Annotated in this window: 16 protein-coding genes, 1 tRNA gene and 1 pseudogene; 11 read left to right on the top strand and 7 right to left on the bottom strand. The window is 68.8% G+C overall.

The features are described 5' to 3' along the window. Positions 1–210 precede the first annotated feature (210 nt). Entirely contained in the window at positions 211–1170 is a 960-nt protein-coding gene (locus ACIREE_RS31010) for an ArsA-related P-loop ATPase (RefSeq protein ID WP_404159425.1), read from the top strand. 12 nt (positions 1171–1182) lie between these two features. Beyond that, positions 1183–2553, top strand: coding sequence for an ArsA-related P-loop ATPase (locus ACIREE_RS31005; RefSeq protein ID WP_404159422.1), 1371 nt, complete (start codon positions 1183–1185; stop codon positions 2551–2553). 39 nt (positions 2554–2592) lie between these two features. Here the strand turns inward: ACIREE_RS31005 and ACIREE_RS31000 are convergent, their stop codons facing one another. Then, positions 2593–2937 carry a WhiB family transcriptional regulator gene (locus ACIREE_RS31000; RefSeq protein ID WP_404159419.1) on the bottom strand — a complete coding sequence of 115 codons (345 nt, stop codon included), beginning with the start codon at positions 2935–2937 and terminating at the stop codon, positions 2593–2595. A gap of 451 nt (positions 2938–3388) precedes the next feature. Between ACIREE_RS31000 and ACIREE_RS30995 the strand changes: the two genes are divergently transcribed. After that, on the top strand, positions 3389–5668 hold the full coding sequence (locus tag ACIREE_RS30995) for a transglycosylase domain-containing protein (RefSeq protein ID WP_404159416.1): 2280 nt from the start codon (positions 3389–3391) through the stop codon (positions 5666–5668). 150 nt (positions 5669–5818) lie between these two features. Here the strand turns inward: ACIREE_RS30995 and ACIREE_RS30990 are convergent, their stop codons facing one another. Next, on the bottom strand, positions 5819–6283 hold the full coding sequence (locus ACIREE_RS30990) for a GatB/YqeY domain-containing protein (protein WP_404159413.1): 465 nt from the start codon (positions 6281–6283) through the stop codon (positions 5819–5821). A 77-nt stretch (positions 6284–6360) separates the two neighbouring features. On the opposite strand from ACIREE_RS30990, the gene ACIREE_RS30985 reads away from it, so the two are divergent. From ACIREE_RS30985 to ACIREE_RS30975, 3 genes are all read left to right on the top strand, one after another. Further along, positions 6361–7344, top strand: coding sequence for a metallophosphoesterase (locus ACIREE_RS30985; protein ID WP_404159410.1), 984 nt, complete (start codon positions 6361–6363; stop codon positions 7342–7344). A 25-nt stretch (positions 7345–7369) separates the two neighbouring features. Next, positions 7370–8131 carry a Pr6Pr family membrane protein gene (locus tag ACIREE_RS30980; protein WP_404159407.1) on the top strand — a complete coding sequence of 254 codons (762 nt, stop codon included), beginning with the start codon at positions 7370–7372 and terminating at the stop codon, positions 8129–8131. A 48-nt stretch (positions 8132–8179) separates the two neighbouring features. After that, positions 8180–8253: transfer RNA gene (locus tag ACIREE_RS30975), tRNA-Pro, on the top strand. Between the two features lie 79 nt (positions 8254–8332). Here ACIREE_RS30975 and ACIREE_RS30970 read toward each other — a convergent pair. Then, positions 8333–8843 (bottom strand): annotated as a pseudogene (locus tag ACIREE_RS30970) (tyrosine-type recombinase/integrase); the annotation flags it as partial. Positions 8844–9201: 358 nt separating this feature from the next. On the opposite strand from ACIREE_RS30970, the gene ACIREE_RS30965 reads away from it, so the two are divergent. Continuing rightward, positions 9202–9435: a hypothetical protein gene (locus ACIREE_RS30965; RefSeq protein ID WP_404159405.1), complete on the top strand. Its 234-nt coding sequence runs from the start codon at positions 9202–9204 to the stop codon at positions 9433–9435. A gap of 308 nt (positions 9436–9743) precedes the next feature. On the opposite strand, the gene ACIREE_RS30960 is transcribed toward ACIREE_RS30965, so the two are convergent. Next, the gene (locus ACIREE_RS30960; RefSeq protein ID WP_404159402.1) at positions 9744–10193 is read right to left on the bottom strand and encodes a hypothetical protein; all 450 of its coding nucleotides are present in this window, start codon (positions 10191–10193) and stop codon (positions 9744–9746) included. Between ACIREE_RS30960 and ACIREE_RS30955 the strand changes: the two genes are divergently transcribed. Further along, positions 10134–10430: a restriction endonuclease fold toxin-2 domain-containing protein gene (locus ACIREE_RS30955; RefSeq protein ID WP_404159399.1), complete on the top strand. Its 297-nt coding sequence runs from the start codon at positions 10134–10136 to the stop codon at positions 10428–10430. The two genes, ACIREE_RS30960 and ACIREE_RS30955, sit on opposite strands and share 60 nt — an antisense overlap. On the opposite strand, the gene ACIREE_RS30950 is transcribed toward ACIREE_RS30955, so the two are convergent. After that, positions 10370–11506, bottom strand: coding sequence for a barstar family protein (locus ACIREE_RS30950; protein WP_404159396.1), 1137 nt, complete (start codon positions 11504–11506; stop codon positions 10370–10372). The genes ACIREE_RS30955 and ACIREE_RS30950 overlap by 61 nt on opposite strands. A gap of 151 nt (positions 11507–11657) precedes the next feature. Here ACIREE_RS30950 and ACIREE_RS30945 point away from each other — a divergent pair, with 151 nt between their 5' ends. Together ACIREE_RS30945 and ACIREE_RS30940 are read left to right on the top strand one after the other, a co-directional pair. Continuing rightward, complete coding sequence (locus ACIREE_RS30945) at positions 11658–12134, top strand: DUF4265 domain-containing protein (RefSeq protein WP_404159394.1); 477 nt, start codon at positions 11658–11660, stop codon at positions 12132–12134. A 266-nt stretch (positions 12135–12400) separates the two neighbouring features. Beyond that, on the top strand, positions 12401–12853 hold the full coding sequence (locus ACIREE_RS30940; RefSeq protein ID WP_404159392.1) for a hypothetical protein: 453 nt from the start codon (positions 12401–12403) through the stop codon (positions 12851–12853). 66 nt (positions 12854–12919) lie between these two features. On the opposite strand, the gene ACIREE_RS30935 is transcribed toward ACIREE_RS30940, so the two are convergent. Beyond that, positions 12920–13240, bottom strand: coding sequence for a hypothetical protein (locus ACIREE_RS30935; protein WP_404159389.1), 321 nt, complete (start codon positions 13238–13240; stop codon positions 12920–12922). Positions 13241–13342: 102 nt separating this feature from the next. On the opposite strand from ACIREE_RS30935, the gene ACIREE_RS30930 reads away from it, so the two are divergent. Then, entirely contained in the window at positions 13343–14107 is a 765-nt protein-coding gene (locus tag ACIREE_RS30930; RefSeq protein WP_404159386.1) for a glycosyltransferase family 2 protein, read from the top strand. A gap of 157 nt (positions 14108–14264) precedes the next feature. On the opposite strand, the gene ACIREE_RS30925 is transcribed toward ACIREE_RS30930, so the two are convergent. Further along, positions 14265–15173 carry an FkbM family methyltransferase gene (locus tag ACIREE_RS30925; protein WP_404159772.1) on the bottom strand — a complete coding sequence of 303 codons (909 nt, stop codon included), beginning with the start codon at positions 15171–15173 and terminating at the stop codon, positions 14265–14267. Positions 15174–15304: the final 131 nt, after the last annotated feature.

Here is a 15304-nt window from a genome sequence, read left to right as displayed (position 1 = left end):
ATCGACGAGCACCGTGGTCCGCCCGGTCGGTGAACACCATCGGCCGGTCGTCCGCCGGCTCCACGCCGGTCGTCCGCCGGCTCCACGCCGGTCGTCCGCCGGCTCCACGCCGGTCGTCCGCCGGTCCCGCACCGGTCGTCGGCCGGATCCATGAGCATCGATCCCCGGGCTCCTGCGTGATCGGGCCGCTCACTGGTTAGGCTCGAATACGTGAGCAGGCTCCAGGTCGTCAGCGGCAAGGGCGGTACCGGAAAGACCACGGTCGCCGCCGCACTCGCGCTCGCCCTCGCGACCGAGGGCAAGCGCACTCTCCTTGTGGAGGTGGAGGGCAGGCAAGGCATCGCACAGCTCTTCGAAACGGAAGTGCTCCCCTACGAGGAGCGCAAGATCGCCGTCGCCCCGGGCGGCGGGGAGGTGTACGCGCTCGCCATCGACCCCGAGCTGGCGCTGCTCGACTACCTCCAGATGTTCTACAAGCTGGGCGGCGCGGGCCGCGCCCTGAAGAAGTTGGGCGCGATCGACTTCGCGACCACCATCGCGCCGGGCCTCAGGGACGTACTCCTGACGGGCAAAGCGTGCGAAGCGGTACGCCGTAAGGACAAGCAGGGCGTCTACGCGTACGACCACGTCGTGATGGACGCGCCCCCGACGGGCCGCATCACGCGCTTCCTCAACGTGAACGACGAGGTCGCCGGGCTCGCCAAGATCGGCCCGATACACAACCAGGCACAGGCGGTCATGCGGGTCCTCAAGTCCCGCGAGACCGCGGTTCACCTGGTGACCCTGCTGGAGGAGATGCCGGTGCAGGAGACCCTCGACGGGGTCGGCCAACTGCACGCCGCGAACCTCCCGGTGGGACGGATCATGGTGAACATGGTGCGGCCCGCGCTCCTCGGGGAACCCGCGCTGGAGCTGAGCCGCGACGCCTCGGTGCGCCCCGCGGTCACCGAGGCTCTGGCGGCGGCCGGGCTCGGCGGCGCGAAGAAGCTCGTCGGGCCGCTGCTCGACCAGGCCGGGGAGTACGCGGAGCGGTACGCCCTGGAGGGCGCCCAGCGCGGGCTGCTCACCGAGGCCGGGCTGCCGCTGCACGAACTGCCGCTGCTGACTGAGGGATTGGACCTCGCGGGCTTGTACGCGCTCGCCGACGAACTGCGACAGCAAGGGATTTAGGGGGCCGCTTCGATGACGCTGGATCCTGAGGGCACGCTCGACATCGACCCGCTGCTCGACGACCCGGGCACCCGCATCGTGGTGTGCTGCGGCAGTGGCGGCGTCGGCAAGACGACGACCGCCGCGGCCCTCGGGCTGCGCGCCGCCGAGCGCGGCCGCAAGGTCGTCGTCCTGACCATCGACCCGGCCCGCCGCCTCGCCCAGTCCATGGGCATCGACTCGCTCGACAACACGCCGCGCAGGGTGAAGGACATCGACGCCACCGGCGAGGCGGCGGGCGGCGAACTGCACGCGATGATGCTCGACATGAAGCGCACCTTCGACGAGATCGTCGAGGCGCACGCGGACAAGGAGCGGGCCGGGGCGATCCTCTCCAACCCCTTCTACCAGTCGCTCTCGGCGGGCTTCGCGGGCACGCAGGAGTACATGGCGATGGAGAAGCTGGGGCAGCTGCGCTCCCGCGACGAGTGGGACCTGATCGTCGTGGACACCCCGCCGTCGCGCTCCGCGCTCGATTTCCTGGACGCGCCCAAGCGGCTCGGCTCGTTCCTCGACGGAAAGCTGATCCGGATCCTGATGGCGCCGGCGAAGGTCGGCGGGCGCGCGGGCATGAAGTTCCTGAACGTCGGGATGTCGATGATGACCGGCGCTCTCGGCAAGGTACTCGGTGGTCAACTCCTGCGCGACGTGCAGACGTTCGTGGCCGCGATGGACACCATGTTCGGCGGTTTCCGCACCCGCGCCGACGCCACGTACAAGCTGCTGCAGGCGCCCGGCACCGCGTTCCTCGTGGTGGCCGCGCCCGAGCGGGACGCGCTGCGGGAGGCCGCGTACTTCGTGGAGCGCCTGGCCGCGGAACGGATGCCGCTCGCCGGCCTCGTGCTGAACCGGGTGCACGGCAGTGCCGCCGCCCAGCTCTCCGCCGAGCGCGCCCTGGCCGCCGCGGAAAATCTTGACGAGCACCGCATTGTGGATCAGCCGGACGGGAAGGAAGAGGTTCGTACCCCTCCCACGACAGACTCCACGACAGCCCCCGTGCCAAATGCCGCGACAGACTCCGCGACAGATCCCACGACCAATGCCGTGCCAGACGCCGTGACAGACGCCGTGACAGATCCCGCGCCCGGCTCCCCCGCCGCAGCGGAGACACCGTCCGAACCACCCAGCGCACAGCAGCTGACCGCAGGGCTGCTCCGCCTGCACGCGGAGCGCATGCATGTGGTCGCACGCGAACAGCGCACGCGTGACCGCTTCACCGCGCTGCATCCCGAAGTCGCCGTGACCGAGGTCGCGGCGCTGCCCGGTGACGTACACGACCTGGCAGGTCTCAGGGACATCGGAGAACGGCTCGCGGCCGGTGGCACTCCGGCCGGAGCTTCATGAGCCGTACGTGAATCAGTGAGTGACGCGCGCCGTCCGGCTCTAGCCGACGGCCGCGTACCTCTCGTACGTCTCGTCGTCCTCGAGCTCCGCGGGCAACAGGCCCGCGCCACGCTCGTACTCCGTCCGTGCCGTCTCAAGAAGTCGGCGCCATGAGGTGACGGTGGGACGCCTGCGCAACAGTGCGCGGCGCTCCCGCTCCGTCATGCCGCCCCACACGCCGAACTCGACGTGATTGTCCAACGCGTCCGCCAGGCACTCGGTCCGCACGGGGCATCCCGTGCACACCGCCTTGGCCCGGTTCTGCGCTGCTCCTTGAACGAACAGTTCATCCGGATCCGTAGTGCGGCAGGCCGCCTGCGCACTCCAGTCGACTACCCAGCCCATACCGGCGCCGTCCTCTCCCGAATCGAGGCTCCCCCACGGCGGCAGCGGCATATTCACCGCCGCCAGTTGAGGACGTTACGGAAGGTGGGCACACCGCAACACCCCCTTCGGGCCCAATCTTGAATGGCCCGAACGGACTATGCGTGAGCGTCAGATCACCCGACGGAGTGACCGGGGGACATGCGTAATAACCCCGGCAAACCAGGACAGTTCCCTCGCGCCACAAGGGACATGCGATGACACAGGGTTCTTTTTCGACCACCCTGGAAGCCCGGTGCGGGGGGCCCGCCGGAGGGTTCGGGAATGACTACAAGGGGCGCGGAAAAAATGCCGGGAACGGTTCGGGGCCGTCCCACGTCTTGATACGAGACCGCACTGCTGTGACAGTTGGGTGCAGCTTAGGCCAAGGCATATACGCCTGTCCGGAGAATCAGAACGTAGGCTGCCCTGCATGGGAAAGAAGCGCTCGGCCGGTAGCGGCGGCGGATTGTCGCCGGCCCAACAGGCCGCAAAGTTCCTCGGTGTCAGCGTGCTCGCAGGGGCCGTCCTCGCCGGAATCGCGCTGCCCGCCGCGGGCGCGCTCGGCCTCGCGGCCAAGGGTTCCGTCGAGGGCTTCGACGAGATCCCCGCCACCTTGAAGACGCCGCCGCTGAGTCAGCGCACCACGATCCTGGACAACCAGGGCGGCAAGATCGCAACCGTCTACTCCCGCGACCGCACGGTGGTCCCGCTGGACGACATCTCCCCGTACATGCAGAAGGCGCTCGTCGCGATCGAGGACTCGCGCTTCTACGAGCACGGGGCCGTCGACGCGAAGGGCATCCTGCGCGCCATCAACGCCAACGCGCGGGACGGCGGCGTCTCCCAGGGCGCGTCGACCCTCACGCAGCAGTACGTGAAGAACGTCTTCATCGAGGAGGCGGGCGACGACCCGACGAAGGTCGCGCAGGCCACCCAGCAGACGATCGGCCGCAAGGTCCGCGAGCTCAAGTACGCGATCCAGGTCGAGGACGAGCTGGGCAAGAAGAAGATCCTCGCCAACTACCTGAACATCACGTACTTCGGGCAGCAGGCCTACGGTGTCGAGGCGGCAGCCCAGCGCTACTTCTCCAAGCACGCCAAGGACCTGAACGTGCAGGAGTCGGCGCTGCTCGCCGGCATCGTGCAGTCGCCGAGCCGCTACGACCCCGTCAACGACGAGGCCGAGGCGAAGAAGCGGCGCAACGTGGTGCTGACGCGCATGGCCGAGGTGCACGACATCACGAAGGCCGAGGCCGACGCGGCGAAGCAGACGCCGCTCGGCCTGAAGGTCAGCAGTCCGCAGAACGGCTGCATCACAGCGGTCAAGGGCGCGTCGTTCTTCTGCGACTACGTCCGCCGGGTCTTCCTCAGTGATCCGGTCTTCGGCAAGACGAAGGAGGACCGCGCCAAGGTCTGGAACCGCGGCGGGCTGACGGTCAAGACCACGCTCGACCCGCAGTCGCAGGACTCGGTCCAGGCCTCCATCCAGGACAACGTCTACAAGACGGACAAGGTCGCCACGGCGGTCTCGCTCGTCGAGCCGGGCACCGGCAAGATCCTCGGCATGGGCCAGTCGAAGCCGTACGGCTCCGACAACAGCAAGAACGAGACGGAGTACAACTACTCGGTCGACGCCAAGTACGGCGGCTCCAACTACGGCTTCCCTACGGGTTCTACGTTCAAGCCGTTCCTGGCGGCGGCGGCCCTGGAGAAGGGCACGCCGATCACGCAGGAGTACCCGGCGCCGTACGACATGCCGTACCCGAGCAAGGTGCAGTCGTGCAGCGGCAAACCGTGGGTCAACGACCGTGGCTACAAGGTGGAGAACGAGAACGAGTCCGAGTCGGGCCCCTATCGCCTCAAGGAGGCGATGGAGAAGTCCGTCAACACGTACTTCGTGCAGATGCTCGGCGACATCGGCATGTGCCCGGTCGTCAAGATGACCGACAAGCTCGGCGTGGTGCAGGGCAACGGCACGAAGGTCGACGAGGTGCCCTCGTCGATGACCCTCGGTTCGACGGGTCTTTCGCCGCTCACGATCGCCTCCGCCTACGCCGCGTTCGCCAACGAGGGCAAGTACTGCACGCCCGTCGCCATCGACTCGATCACCGGGCCCAACGGCAAGGCGCTCGCCGTGCCGAAGACGAAGTGCTCGCGCGCCATGTCGACGCAGACCGCGGACAAGATCAACACTCTGCTCAGCGGGGTGACCGACTCCGGTACGGGTAAGCAGGCCGGCCTCCAGGACCGGGCCAACGCCGGTAAGACCGGTACCACCGACGCCCGTAAGAACGCCTGGTTCGTCGGCTACACGCCGAACCTGTCCGGCGCCGTGTGGGTCGGCAGCCCGCGCCAGGACGTCCCCATGGAGAACATCACCATCGGCGGCAGGTACCACGACCAGGTCTTCGGCGCCGACACTCCCGGTCCGATCTGGAAGGCCGCCATGGTCGGCGCCCTGTCCGGCAAGCCCTCGCCGAGCTTCAACCTCGTGGACATCCCCGACGCGGACAAGGGCAAGGGCAGGGACAAGGGCCACGACGACGCCAAGCCCGGTGGCAACGGCGGCGGTAACAGCGGCGGCGGTAACGGCGGGGGCGACGGCGGCAACGGTGACCCGCTCCCCGGCATCTCCATCCCGCCGGGCCTGATCGGCGGGAACGGGAACGGTGGGAACGGGAACGGGAACGGGGGTGGCTGGGGCCGCTGAGCCTCCGCCACCACCTCCGCCTCCTCGTACTCGTACTCGTACTCGCGACGTGAAGTTACGTAGAAGGGGCGCCCCGGACGGGGCGCCCCTTCTGTATGCCTATGCCTATGCCTATACCTATGCCTGGCGGTGCTCCGCGGCTCGGTGCGGTCAGCCGGCCAGCAGGCGCTTCACCGTCGCGGCGACGCGGCCGCCCTCGGCGCGGCCCGCGATCTTCGGGTTCGCGATCTTCATGACCTGACCCATGGCGCGCGGCCCCTCGGCGCCGGCCGCCTTGGCCTCCTCGACGGCCTGGCCGACGATCTGCTCCAACTCCGCGTCGCTGAGCGGCTGCGGCAGGTACACGGCGAGGAGCTCGCCCTCCGCCAGCTCGCGGGCCGCGGACTCGGCGCGGCCGCCCTTCTCGAACGCCTCGGCGGCCTCGCGGCGCTTCTTCGCCTCCTTGGCGATCACCTTCTGCACCTCGTCGTCGGAGAGCTCCCGCTTCTCCTTGCCCGCGACCTCCTGGTTCGTGATCGCGGAGAGGGTCAGCCGGAGCGTCGAGGAGCGCAGCTCATCGCGCTCTTTGATCGCGGCGTTGAGGTCGTCGTGCAGCTTCGACTTGAGGGTGGTCATGCCACGATTGTCGCAGGTACGAGGGGAGCGGCGCCCGCCGATTTCCGGGGCTCGGCAGGTCTGACACGATGGGCCTCATGCGCGCGCAATACGGAACGCCCTTGAAGACTTCCCTGAAGACCTCCGCGAAGATCTCTCTGAAGGTGACGGCCGGCATCGCGGCGGTGGGCGCCGCCGGAGTGGCCTACTCGGCCGGCTTCGAGGCCCGCTCCTTCCGTCTGCGACGGGTGACGGTCCCGGTCCTGCCGCAGGGCATGCGACCGCTCCGCGTCCTCCAGGTCTCGGACATCCACATGGTCGGCGGGCAGCGCAAGAAGCAGCGCTGGCTGCGCTCGCTGGCGGGTCTGCGTCCCGACTTCGTCATCAACACGGGCGACAACCTCTCGGACCCCGAGGGCGTCCCGGAGGTCCTCGACGCGCTCGGCCCGCTGATGGAGTTCCCGGGCGCGTACGTCTTCGGCTCGAACGACTACTACGGGCCCAAGTTCCTCAACCCTGCCCGGTACTTGGTGAACAGGACCCGCGGCAAGCACGGCCTGAACGGCAACGCGCCCGCTGTCGGCGTGATCCACAACCCGTGGGAGGGCCTGCGCGACGGGTTCGACGAGGCGGGCTGGCTCAACCTCACGAACACGCGGGGTGTGCTGAAGGTGGCGGGTGCCGAGATCGGCCTGACGGGCCTGGACGACCCGCACATCAAGCGCGACCGTTACGCGGAGGTGGCGGGCGGCCCGCTGACCGGCCCCGACTTCTCCCTCGGCGTCGTCCACGCCCCGTACCTGCGCACGCTCGACGCCTTCACCGCGGACGGCTACCCGCTGGTCCTCGCCGGGCACACCCATGGCGGCCAGCTCTGCATCCCGTTCTACGGCGCCCTCGTCACCAACTGTGACCTGGACACCGACCGCGTGAAGGGCCTGTCGACGCACAAGGCCGAGGGCAACACCTCGTACCTCCACGTCTCGGCCGGCTGCGGCACCAACCGCTACACCCCGGTCCGCTTCGCGTGCCCCCCGGAGGCGTCACTTCTGACCCTGACCCCGGCGCCCCGAGCAAGGTAGGCCCTGCTCGCTCTACGGTGGGTGGATGTTCGTGCCGCCCCCTGCTGCCAGTGCCGCCAGTTCCGATTCGGTGCCGGCGGAGGCAGTCGTTCCGCAGCGCCGCCGTCCGGTGGCCGCCGCCTTCCGCGCCCTCATCGCGCTGGCGGCGGCGACCGGCATCGTCATCGACCTGTCGATCAGTGACAGCGCGCTGCGCGTCCTCAGCTATTTCACGATCCAGTCCAACATCCTGGTCGCGGTCGTCTTCGCCCTCGCGGCATGGCGCGCCTGGACCACCCGCCGCCCTCTGCCCCCACTGGTCACGGGCGGCGTCCTGCTCTTCATCTGCATCACGGGCCTCGTCTACCACGTCATCCTGGCCAACAACTCCAGCGGCTTCTCCATGACGGACGACCCGGACCAGGTAATGACGGGGGCCCGTCAGCTCTCCAACCAGCTCCTGCACACGGTCACCCCGATCGGCGCCGTACTGGACTGGCTCCTGCTGACCCGCCCCGGCACCCTGCGCCTGCGCCACGCGGGCATCTGGCTCGCCTATCCCCTGGCCTACTTCGGCTTCGCCCTGGCCCGCGGCGCGATCATGACCCCGGGCACGCCGGCCCGCTACCCGTACCCGTTCCTGGACGTCGACGCCCACGGCTACCCGGGCGTCCTCGGCAACGCCGTCCTCTTCGGCCTGGCCTTCTACGCCCTGGCCCTGCTCCTCGTCACGGCCGACCGCATCAGGCCGGAGATCCGGGGCCCCGAAAACCGGATTTCGTCTCAGGCCGCCGGTCCGCTAAAGTAATCGATGTCGCCACGACCTGCAGCACTGCGGGAAGCGGAGCAACGACATCGGGGTGTAGCGCAGCTTGGCAGCGCGCTTCGTTCGGGACGAAGAGGTCGTGGGTTCAAATCCCGCCACCCCGACAGCCAAAACAGCAGGTGAGGCGCCTACCGGATTCGGTAGGCGCCTCGCTTGTTTCTGGGCGCGTGTCTCTCTGCGTGACTACGGCTTCAGATCCCGCCGATCCCCCGCGACGATGCCGTCCATGACCACGACGCTGGTCTGGATCACGGGCCGGAGCTGCTTCCGGTAGACCTCCTCGGTCACGGCCGTCCCGGAGTGGCCGACGAGCCGGGAAATCTCTTCGAGCGGCACGCCACTGTCGGAGAGCAGAGACACGAAGCTGTGCCGGAGCTCCCGAGGAGTCCACTCGTCCGCGTTGACGCCCTCAGCGTCCTTGAGGGCCACCTGGAAGGCCCGACGGACGTTGGTCGCGTCCAGCGGCTTACCGACGGCCGAGGAGAAGACCAGCCCGTTCTCCTCCCAGCCGTCACCGGCAGCGAGACGCTCCCAACCCTGATCCTCGAACTGGGCCCACAGGACCTCGACGCAACGCGCTGGCAGAGCGAGCGTGCGACGGGACTTCCGCGCCTTGGTCCCCTCCACGTCGGACCGACCGCCACACGGCGATGTGCGGTGGCTGCGGCGGATTGGCATCCCGCCTGCCCTTGAGGTCGCGGCTACTGGTGCGAGTGCTGGACCGAGACCGCCGGCGAGCATCAGGCGGGTCCGCACCTACGAGGGTCCTTCGACGCGTATTCGGCACCACAGGCCGACAGGTGGGTAGCGATCGCGCTCCGCACCATCTCATCGGTCCTCGACACCGGCGCCGCGAACGAAGCCTGGGAACGGCTGGACGAGGGACGCGTCCAAACCCGCAGGATGCTCCTGCTCATGCAGTCCTTCACGGTCGCCGCCAGGCCGCTCCCCCGCAGGCCAGACGCCCAACTCCTCCTAGATCAATCGAGCTTCCCAAGCTTATGACCGCCCCGACCTTGACCTCAGCCTCCCCGCGCTGGTCGGCTAGGCACGTGGCCATCGACCCGAGCGAGTACGACAAGTCCATGCCGATCGTTGCGGAGCACCTCGCCAAGGTCGAGCGGGCGGTCGAGCGCACCCGGGCCACGCACGGCGGACGGGCGTATGCGGAGGTACATCAGGCCCTCGTTGTCGCTCTGCAAGCCGAGGACGTCCAACGCGTTGTGCCGCAGGTCGTCGAGGAGTTTGCGCGACAGATCTCCGATTCACCGACGGGCGAACGGTGAGTGTCTGACTGCGTGACAACCGCGCCGCACAACGGCGAACAACCGTGGACGTCAGCGGACCATCAACTCAGCTCACAGGCCCATTTGGGAGCCGCTGGGGAGCCGAACTCGGGATGCGGCTCCCCTGCGGGCCGCGCCACGCACCCCGGTGTCCCCTGGCGGTACTCGCGGAGCCGCCTCAGGAAGGCGCCAACGAGGTCGTCGATCTCGGACCGGCACCAAACTCCTTCGGCCAGACGCGTGCGGCGTCGCCGGTCAGTGCGGTCCGCAGGTCACTGGGGTAAGTAATTCCGGCACGCCGGTTCCGGTCACGTGCCTGCTACGACACGGATGTGCTGCTGCAGCTCGTCGATGATGGCCTCGCGGTCACCGACAGCGGGCACACGCCAGTCCGTCTCGATCCCTGATTCGACGGCGAGCTCCGAACTGAAGCGGATCAGATCGGGGTCGGCAAGCACCGAGTCGCGCAGCCACTCGATGAACACGGCCGCCTCGGCCGCGGTGTTGTCGATCAGCAGGACGTTGTCGCGGCCATCGGTGTTGGCGAGGCCGTCGAATTCCTCGCCCTCGTCCGTCACGGCGTAGAACTGCAGGCGGGCGGTGCCCGGTGAGACATCGCTCTGCTGCGCAGCACAGCGAGCCTCCGGAAAAGTGGCCTGGAGCGTTTCCGCGAAGGACGGAAGATCGAGGTTCCAGCCGTGCGGGTTCCTGGCGGGCGCATAGAGGAGGAACGACGTCTGGTAGTCGTCGAGATCCATGAGGTATCAGCTCCTTCGGTGTACAGAAAGGGCCTCATCCGGAATCCGGAGGACGAGAAGGAACTGGGCGAGTACAAGCTGGCCATGGACTCGCACCAGCAGATTCGCGGACTGGAGATCGTCACCAATGACCAGGACTCCGTGGCCTATCTCCGGAGACCGTTCAGGAGAGAACCTCAACGGAGAACCACCGTGACGCCGAAGCGTTCGAGGGTTTCGACGATCTCCTCGAAGTAGGTGAGGCCCTTCTCGGCGTCCCAGATGTCCTGCGCCAGCGCCTGGCGGGCGATGTCGGCGTCGTGCCAGACCAGGGTGAAGGGAGCCGTCACTCCGAAGCCTCCGTGCAGACAGTCCTTGAAGGCGTTCCATTCCCGGCCGTAGTAGCCACCGGGCCCTGCCAGCGCCTCCCCCATGGCGCAGTGCAGGCCGGGCGCGTCGGTGACGTTCGTGCCGTCGAGGAAATGGACACCGCCCGATCGGTCCGGGCCCTGCCCGCTGATGCCGACGGCAGTCAGGTCGAGCCACTCGGACCTGGCCTCGGTGGAGAGCGGCGCCCATTGATTGCGGGTGGCCGGGACGCCTCGCCACCAGGTCTCCCAGACAGGTCGGGCCAGCTGCGGCGGGCGGTCGTCGCCGCCGTCGGTGAGCTCGATGTCGACGAGGGCGCCGCCCAGCACCGAGGGCACGGCCGTCTCGATACGCAGGGACACGACGTGGCGGTACATCACACGACCGGTGCGGTCCACGGCCCACAGCCCCACCCAGTCCCGGTCCCACTTGCGGGGCCGGCGCAGTACGGCAAGCAAGGGTTCGGCGGGCTCGCAGCCGATCAGCGTCAGTGGTGTGGGCGCCGGGACGTCTCGCGTCACGAACAGCCCGTCCACAGCGCGGCATTGGCCCGCCGGACCTAGGGGGCGCCCCGGGAGGCTTGCGAACAGCTTGAACCGCGGTGCCGTCTGCTGAGTGGACGACCAGTCGTCACCTTCCTCGACACACGCTCCGACCACGACGTCCACCAGGGCCGGATCTTCACGGTTCGGCCGATGCGCGATCACGACGCAGTCCAGCAAGGACCACCACTGCAACGGCTGCTCTTCGTCCCGGACCTCGACGCATACGTCACCCAGCAGGGCGGTCGACTGGCCGTCCGGCGTCAGCGCGGTGCGCAACACCCCCTCAGGATCGCAGCCCCGCAGGGTCAGGACCTCGCGCGGTCGCGGCACCTTGTCCACGAACATGCCCTCGACACCCGCGCACCGCCCCCAGAACTCGTCGTGGCCGTCCTCGTCCTCGCGGACCAGCAGGTACTTCACCGGGAAGCTCCGCTCCCAAGCGGCATGATCTTCGACCCGCACTCGACCCCCGAACCCCGAACGATCCTTCTCGCCCACAGTACGGCGCCGGTTGAGAGCGGTTTCAGCCCCAGCGGGAAGTGCCGATTCCAGGCGGCGCATGATGCCCGTCATGGAGAGCACGGTCGAGAAGATCAAGGTCTGGTTCCGGTTCGTCCCTCGCGATGGGTGGTTCCCGCAGGACAGAGAAGGGCTGTGGGCAACGACGCTCGGCGCCGACACGGCCATCGTGCAGAACATCCCCTTCCTTCAGGACGGGGTCGCTGAAGGTGACGTGGTTCGCTATCAGACCGACGACGACGGCCTCCACTGGGCCGTTGGACGCGTCAGCACCGCCGGCAACTGCACGATTCGCGTCGTACCCATTCCCACCGGCCCCTTGGGACGCAGCCCACAGGCGGTGCACCAGCGCCTTTCGGCGTTCGGGCTCGGCGGCGAGGTGTTCAGCGAGGACTTCCCCCTGGTGGCCTTCACCGCGCCGGCCGGTGCGGACTTCGCCGGGATCAAGGCGCTCCTGGCTCAAGGGGAAGAGGAAGGGTGGTGGCACTACGAAGTTGGCTGCAGCACTGAGCAGTGGCGGAATGCCTGACCTTTGCGGGGGCTTCCTCCGCCGACGAAGGCATTCGTCCCCCGAGCCACCTCACTCTCGGCACATCTCCGGTCGACGGCCGCAGCGAGACAAGCGCCTGGGTGACCCTGAGCACCGCCTTCTCCAGACAGAAGAGGATCTCGTCCTCGTGCTGTCAGGGCTCACACAACGGGTGCGGTCCTTCAGCGCATTGAACGAACCGCAGTGTGGTCCAAGCCTGTGAAAAACAGACGACAGGAACCACCCCTGCCCATCAGAATCCGAGCATGTCCACCGACGTGAGCGGCATGATCGAGTGCAGGCCGTGGGCCAAGGTCTGGGGCGAGGACGACGAGGACACCATCTGGACCGCCGCCATCGACCTGTTTTTGCTCAACACCGGTAACGCCTACGACGCACTCGCCTGCCTCTTCGGGGTACGCAACTCCTTCGGGTTTCAGCCGTTGGCCCCGGACCGCGGCCTGCCGAAGGACACATCCGACGGAGTACGCGCTGCCTTCACTGCCTACGGCGGCCCCGACTGCGTTCACGGCACCACCTGGATCACCGGGGCCGAACTGGCCGCTGCCGACTGGGACGGGACCGACCGTTCCGGCGCACGCAGCCGTCGCGCGGTCGCGGGAGATTCCACCCTCTGGGGGCCCGTCTGGGAGGTGATGCGGACGCTGGGTGAACTGCACGGCCCGGAGAACGTTCGGCTCGTCGTCTGGTTCGACTGACCGGTGGGCTTCACGTTCCGCCGGTCGCACCGCGACGGCCCCGCTCCCGCGTGCCGCCGGTGGTGATCAGTGCTCCGACGCCTCCGGTTCCGCGGGCGGGGCGTCGTCGTCGTTCTCCTGCGTCTGGGGTGGCCGGTCCTCGATGATTTCGCCGGTGTGTGCGTCCAGGAGCATGGACCACACCATGCCGTCCGCGTCCTCGACCTCCGTCGCGAAGAGGTAGCGGTCCGGGGCGTCCTCGGCCCGGCCGTACTCGAGGCCCAGGCCGCCCCTGCCGCCCTCGTGGCGGGCTTCGGCGATGCGCAGGAGTTCTCCGAGGGGGCGGACCGTGCCCGATTCCACGATCCTGCGGGCCTCGTCGCTTTCGATCTGCCTCATACCGGTCATGCGTCCACGCTACGACCTCGCCCCGAACGATCAGGACCCCCGGTAGGAGCCGTACGCTGACCGGCGCTACTCACTCGGAAAGGTTCGGAAAGGTGGTGGGCCGTGAGTCGGCGCATCGTCATCGTCACGGCCGTTCACGCACCGTCCGCTCGCTTCCTGGCGGACGCGTACACGTCCATCGTCGCCCAGGAGTTGCCCGAGGGGTGGGAGTGGCGCTGGCTGATCCAGGAGGACGGCAGGACCGATCAGGTCGCGCCGTACGTTCCCGACGACGAGCGGGTCTCGTTCCGGCAGGGGCGCCCCGGCGGGCCGGGCGTCGCGCGCACCCTGGCGCTCGCGCACGCGGACGGGGAGTACGTGAAGATCCTGGACGCCGACGACCAGCTCCCGTCCGGCGCGCTCGCCCGGGACGTCGCCGCGCTCGAAGCCGACCCGGGCATCGGATGGGCGACGTCGCGCGCCCTCGACCTCCTGCCGGACGGCTCGACCGTGGGTTTCCCCGGTGATCCCGGGCACGGACCCATCGAGCAGCAGGAGGTACTCAACTACTGGGCCGCGCACGACTATCGGGCCCAGGTGCACCCGGCGACGCTCTGCGTCCGGCGGGATCTGCTGCTCGCGCTCGGCGGCTGGATGGCTCTTCCGGCGTCCGAGGACACGGGGCTTCTGCTGGCCCTCAACTCCGTTGCCCGGGGCTGGTTCTCCTCCGAGGTCGGGCTTCTCTACCGCAAGTGGGAGGGGCAGGTCACCGGCCAGGCGGATCATGTGGACGCCGCCGAGCGCGACGCCCGTATGGCCGTCGTGGAAGCGCGGGCCCGGGCGCTCGGCTCCTTCCAGTGGCGCTACCGGGCGGCCGGCTCCGACTGACCGGGCCCCCGCTCGGCCGGCTCCCGCTGACCGGACTCCCGCGCGGCCGGCTCCGACTGACCGGGATCCGGCTGATCCGGCTGATCCGGCTGATCAAGCTGACCCGGCTCGTGCCGTCCGCCCGAGGCCTCGTACACGGCCCCCGCACACGGTCACGTCACAACAACACCTCGGCATCGACCCGCGAGAAGATCAGCTCGGTCTCCCCCGTGATCGGCCCCCGCCAGCGGACCGGGGCCGCGGGGTGCCGGATCGCCCGCGGGTAGCCGGCGGCCGAGTAGTCGGTGGGGAGCCGGTACGTGTGGAAGCCGTGCGTGCGCATCGTCTCCAGCAACTCGTCCGCCGAGTCGCCGAGTTGCTCCATGCGTTCCGGCGTGACCTCCACGGCGATCTCGGCGTCCGGCCGGAGGTCGCCGAGCAACGGAGCCAGACCGCGCACGACACTCCCCTCCGCACCTTCCACGTCGATCTTGATCACCCGGGCTCCGGACACCTCTTCCGGCTTCAGAACGTCCGCGAGCGGCACCGCCTCGGTCTCGAACGTCGACTCCGCGGGACCGTCGTACGGGACTATCGAGTTGGCACCCATGTTGCGCGAGCTGGCGAGGACGAAGGTCAGCGTCCGACGCGCGTCCGACACGGCGGTGTTGACCGCGCGGATGTTGTCGCAGTGGTTGAGCTCGGCATGCCGCACCAGTCGGCGGTGGAAGGTGGGCGAGGCCTCGACGGCCACCACCCGGCCCGTGCTGCCGACGAGGCGCGAGCCGAGCACGGAGAACACACCGATGTTGGCGCCGACGTCCACCAGGACGTCGCCGGGGCGCAGCCGGGTCTCCAGCCACCGCGTCATGTGGGGTTCCCAGACGCCGAACAGGTAGAGGTAGCGCTGGATCAGGTCCTGGGTGTCCAGGGCGAACCGGGCGCCCTGGCGGGACTCCGCGACCCGTTGCCTCGGGGCGTCCCGCAGCCGGGGGTTGAGGTACCCGGCAGCGAGCCGGCCCTTGCCCACCCTGCCGGGCGCGTAGCGGACGTAGCGCCTGCCGAGAGTGGTCATGAGATTGCTCATGGGGGTGCCCGAGGGGGTGCCCTTGGGGGTGCCCGTGGGGGTGCTCATTACGTCGGATACATCGGATACATCGGGTACGGGGGTGGTCATCCAGTCGCCTTCCGTGGGCCCCATCGCCTTCTTCGGGGCCC

This window comes from Streptomyces sp. NPDC102467 (genome assembly GCF_044765445.1).
Lineage (GTDB): Bacteria > Actinomycetota > Actinomycetes > Streptomycetales > Streptomycetaceae > Streptomyces.
The sequence above is the reverse complement of the archived record's forward strand: the minus strand, read 5'-3'. Positions and strand labels throughout refer to the sequence as shown.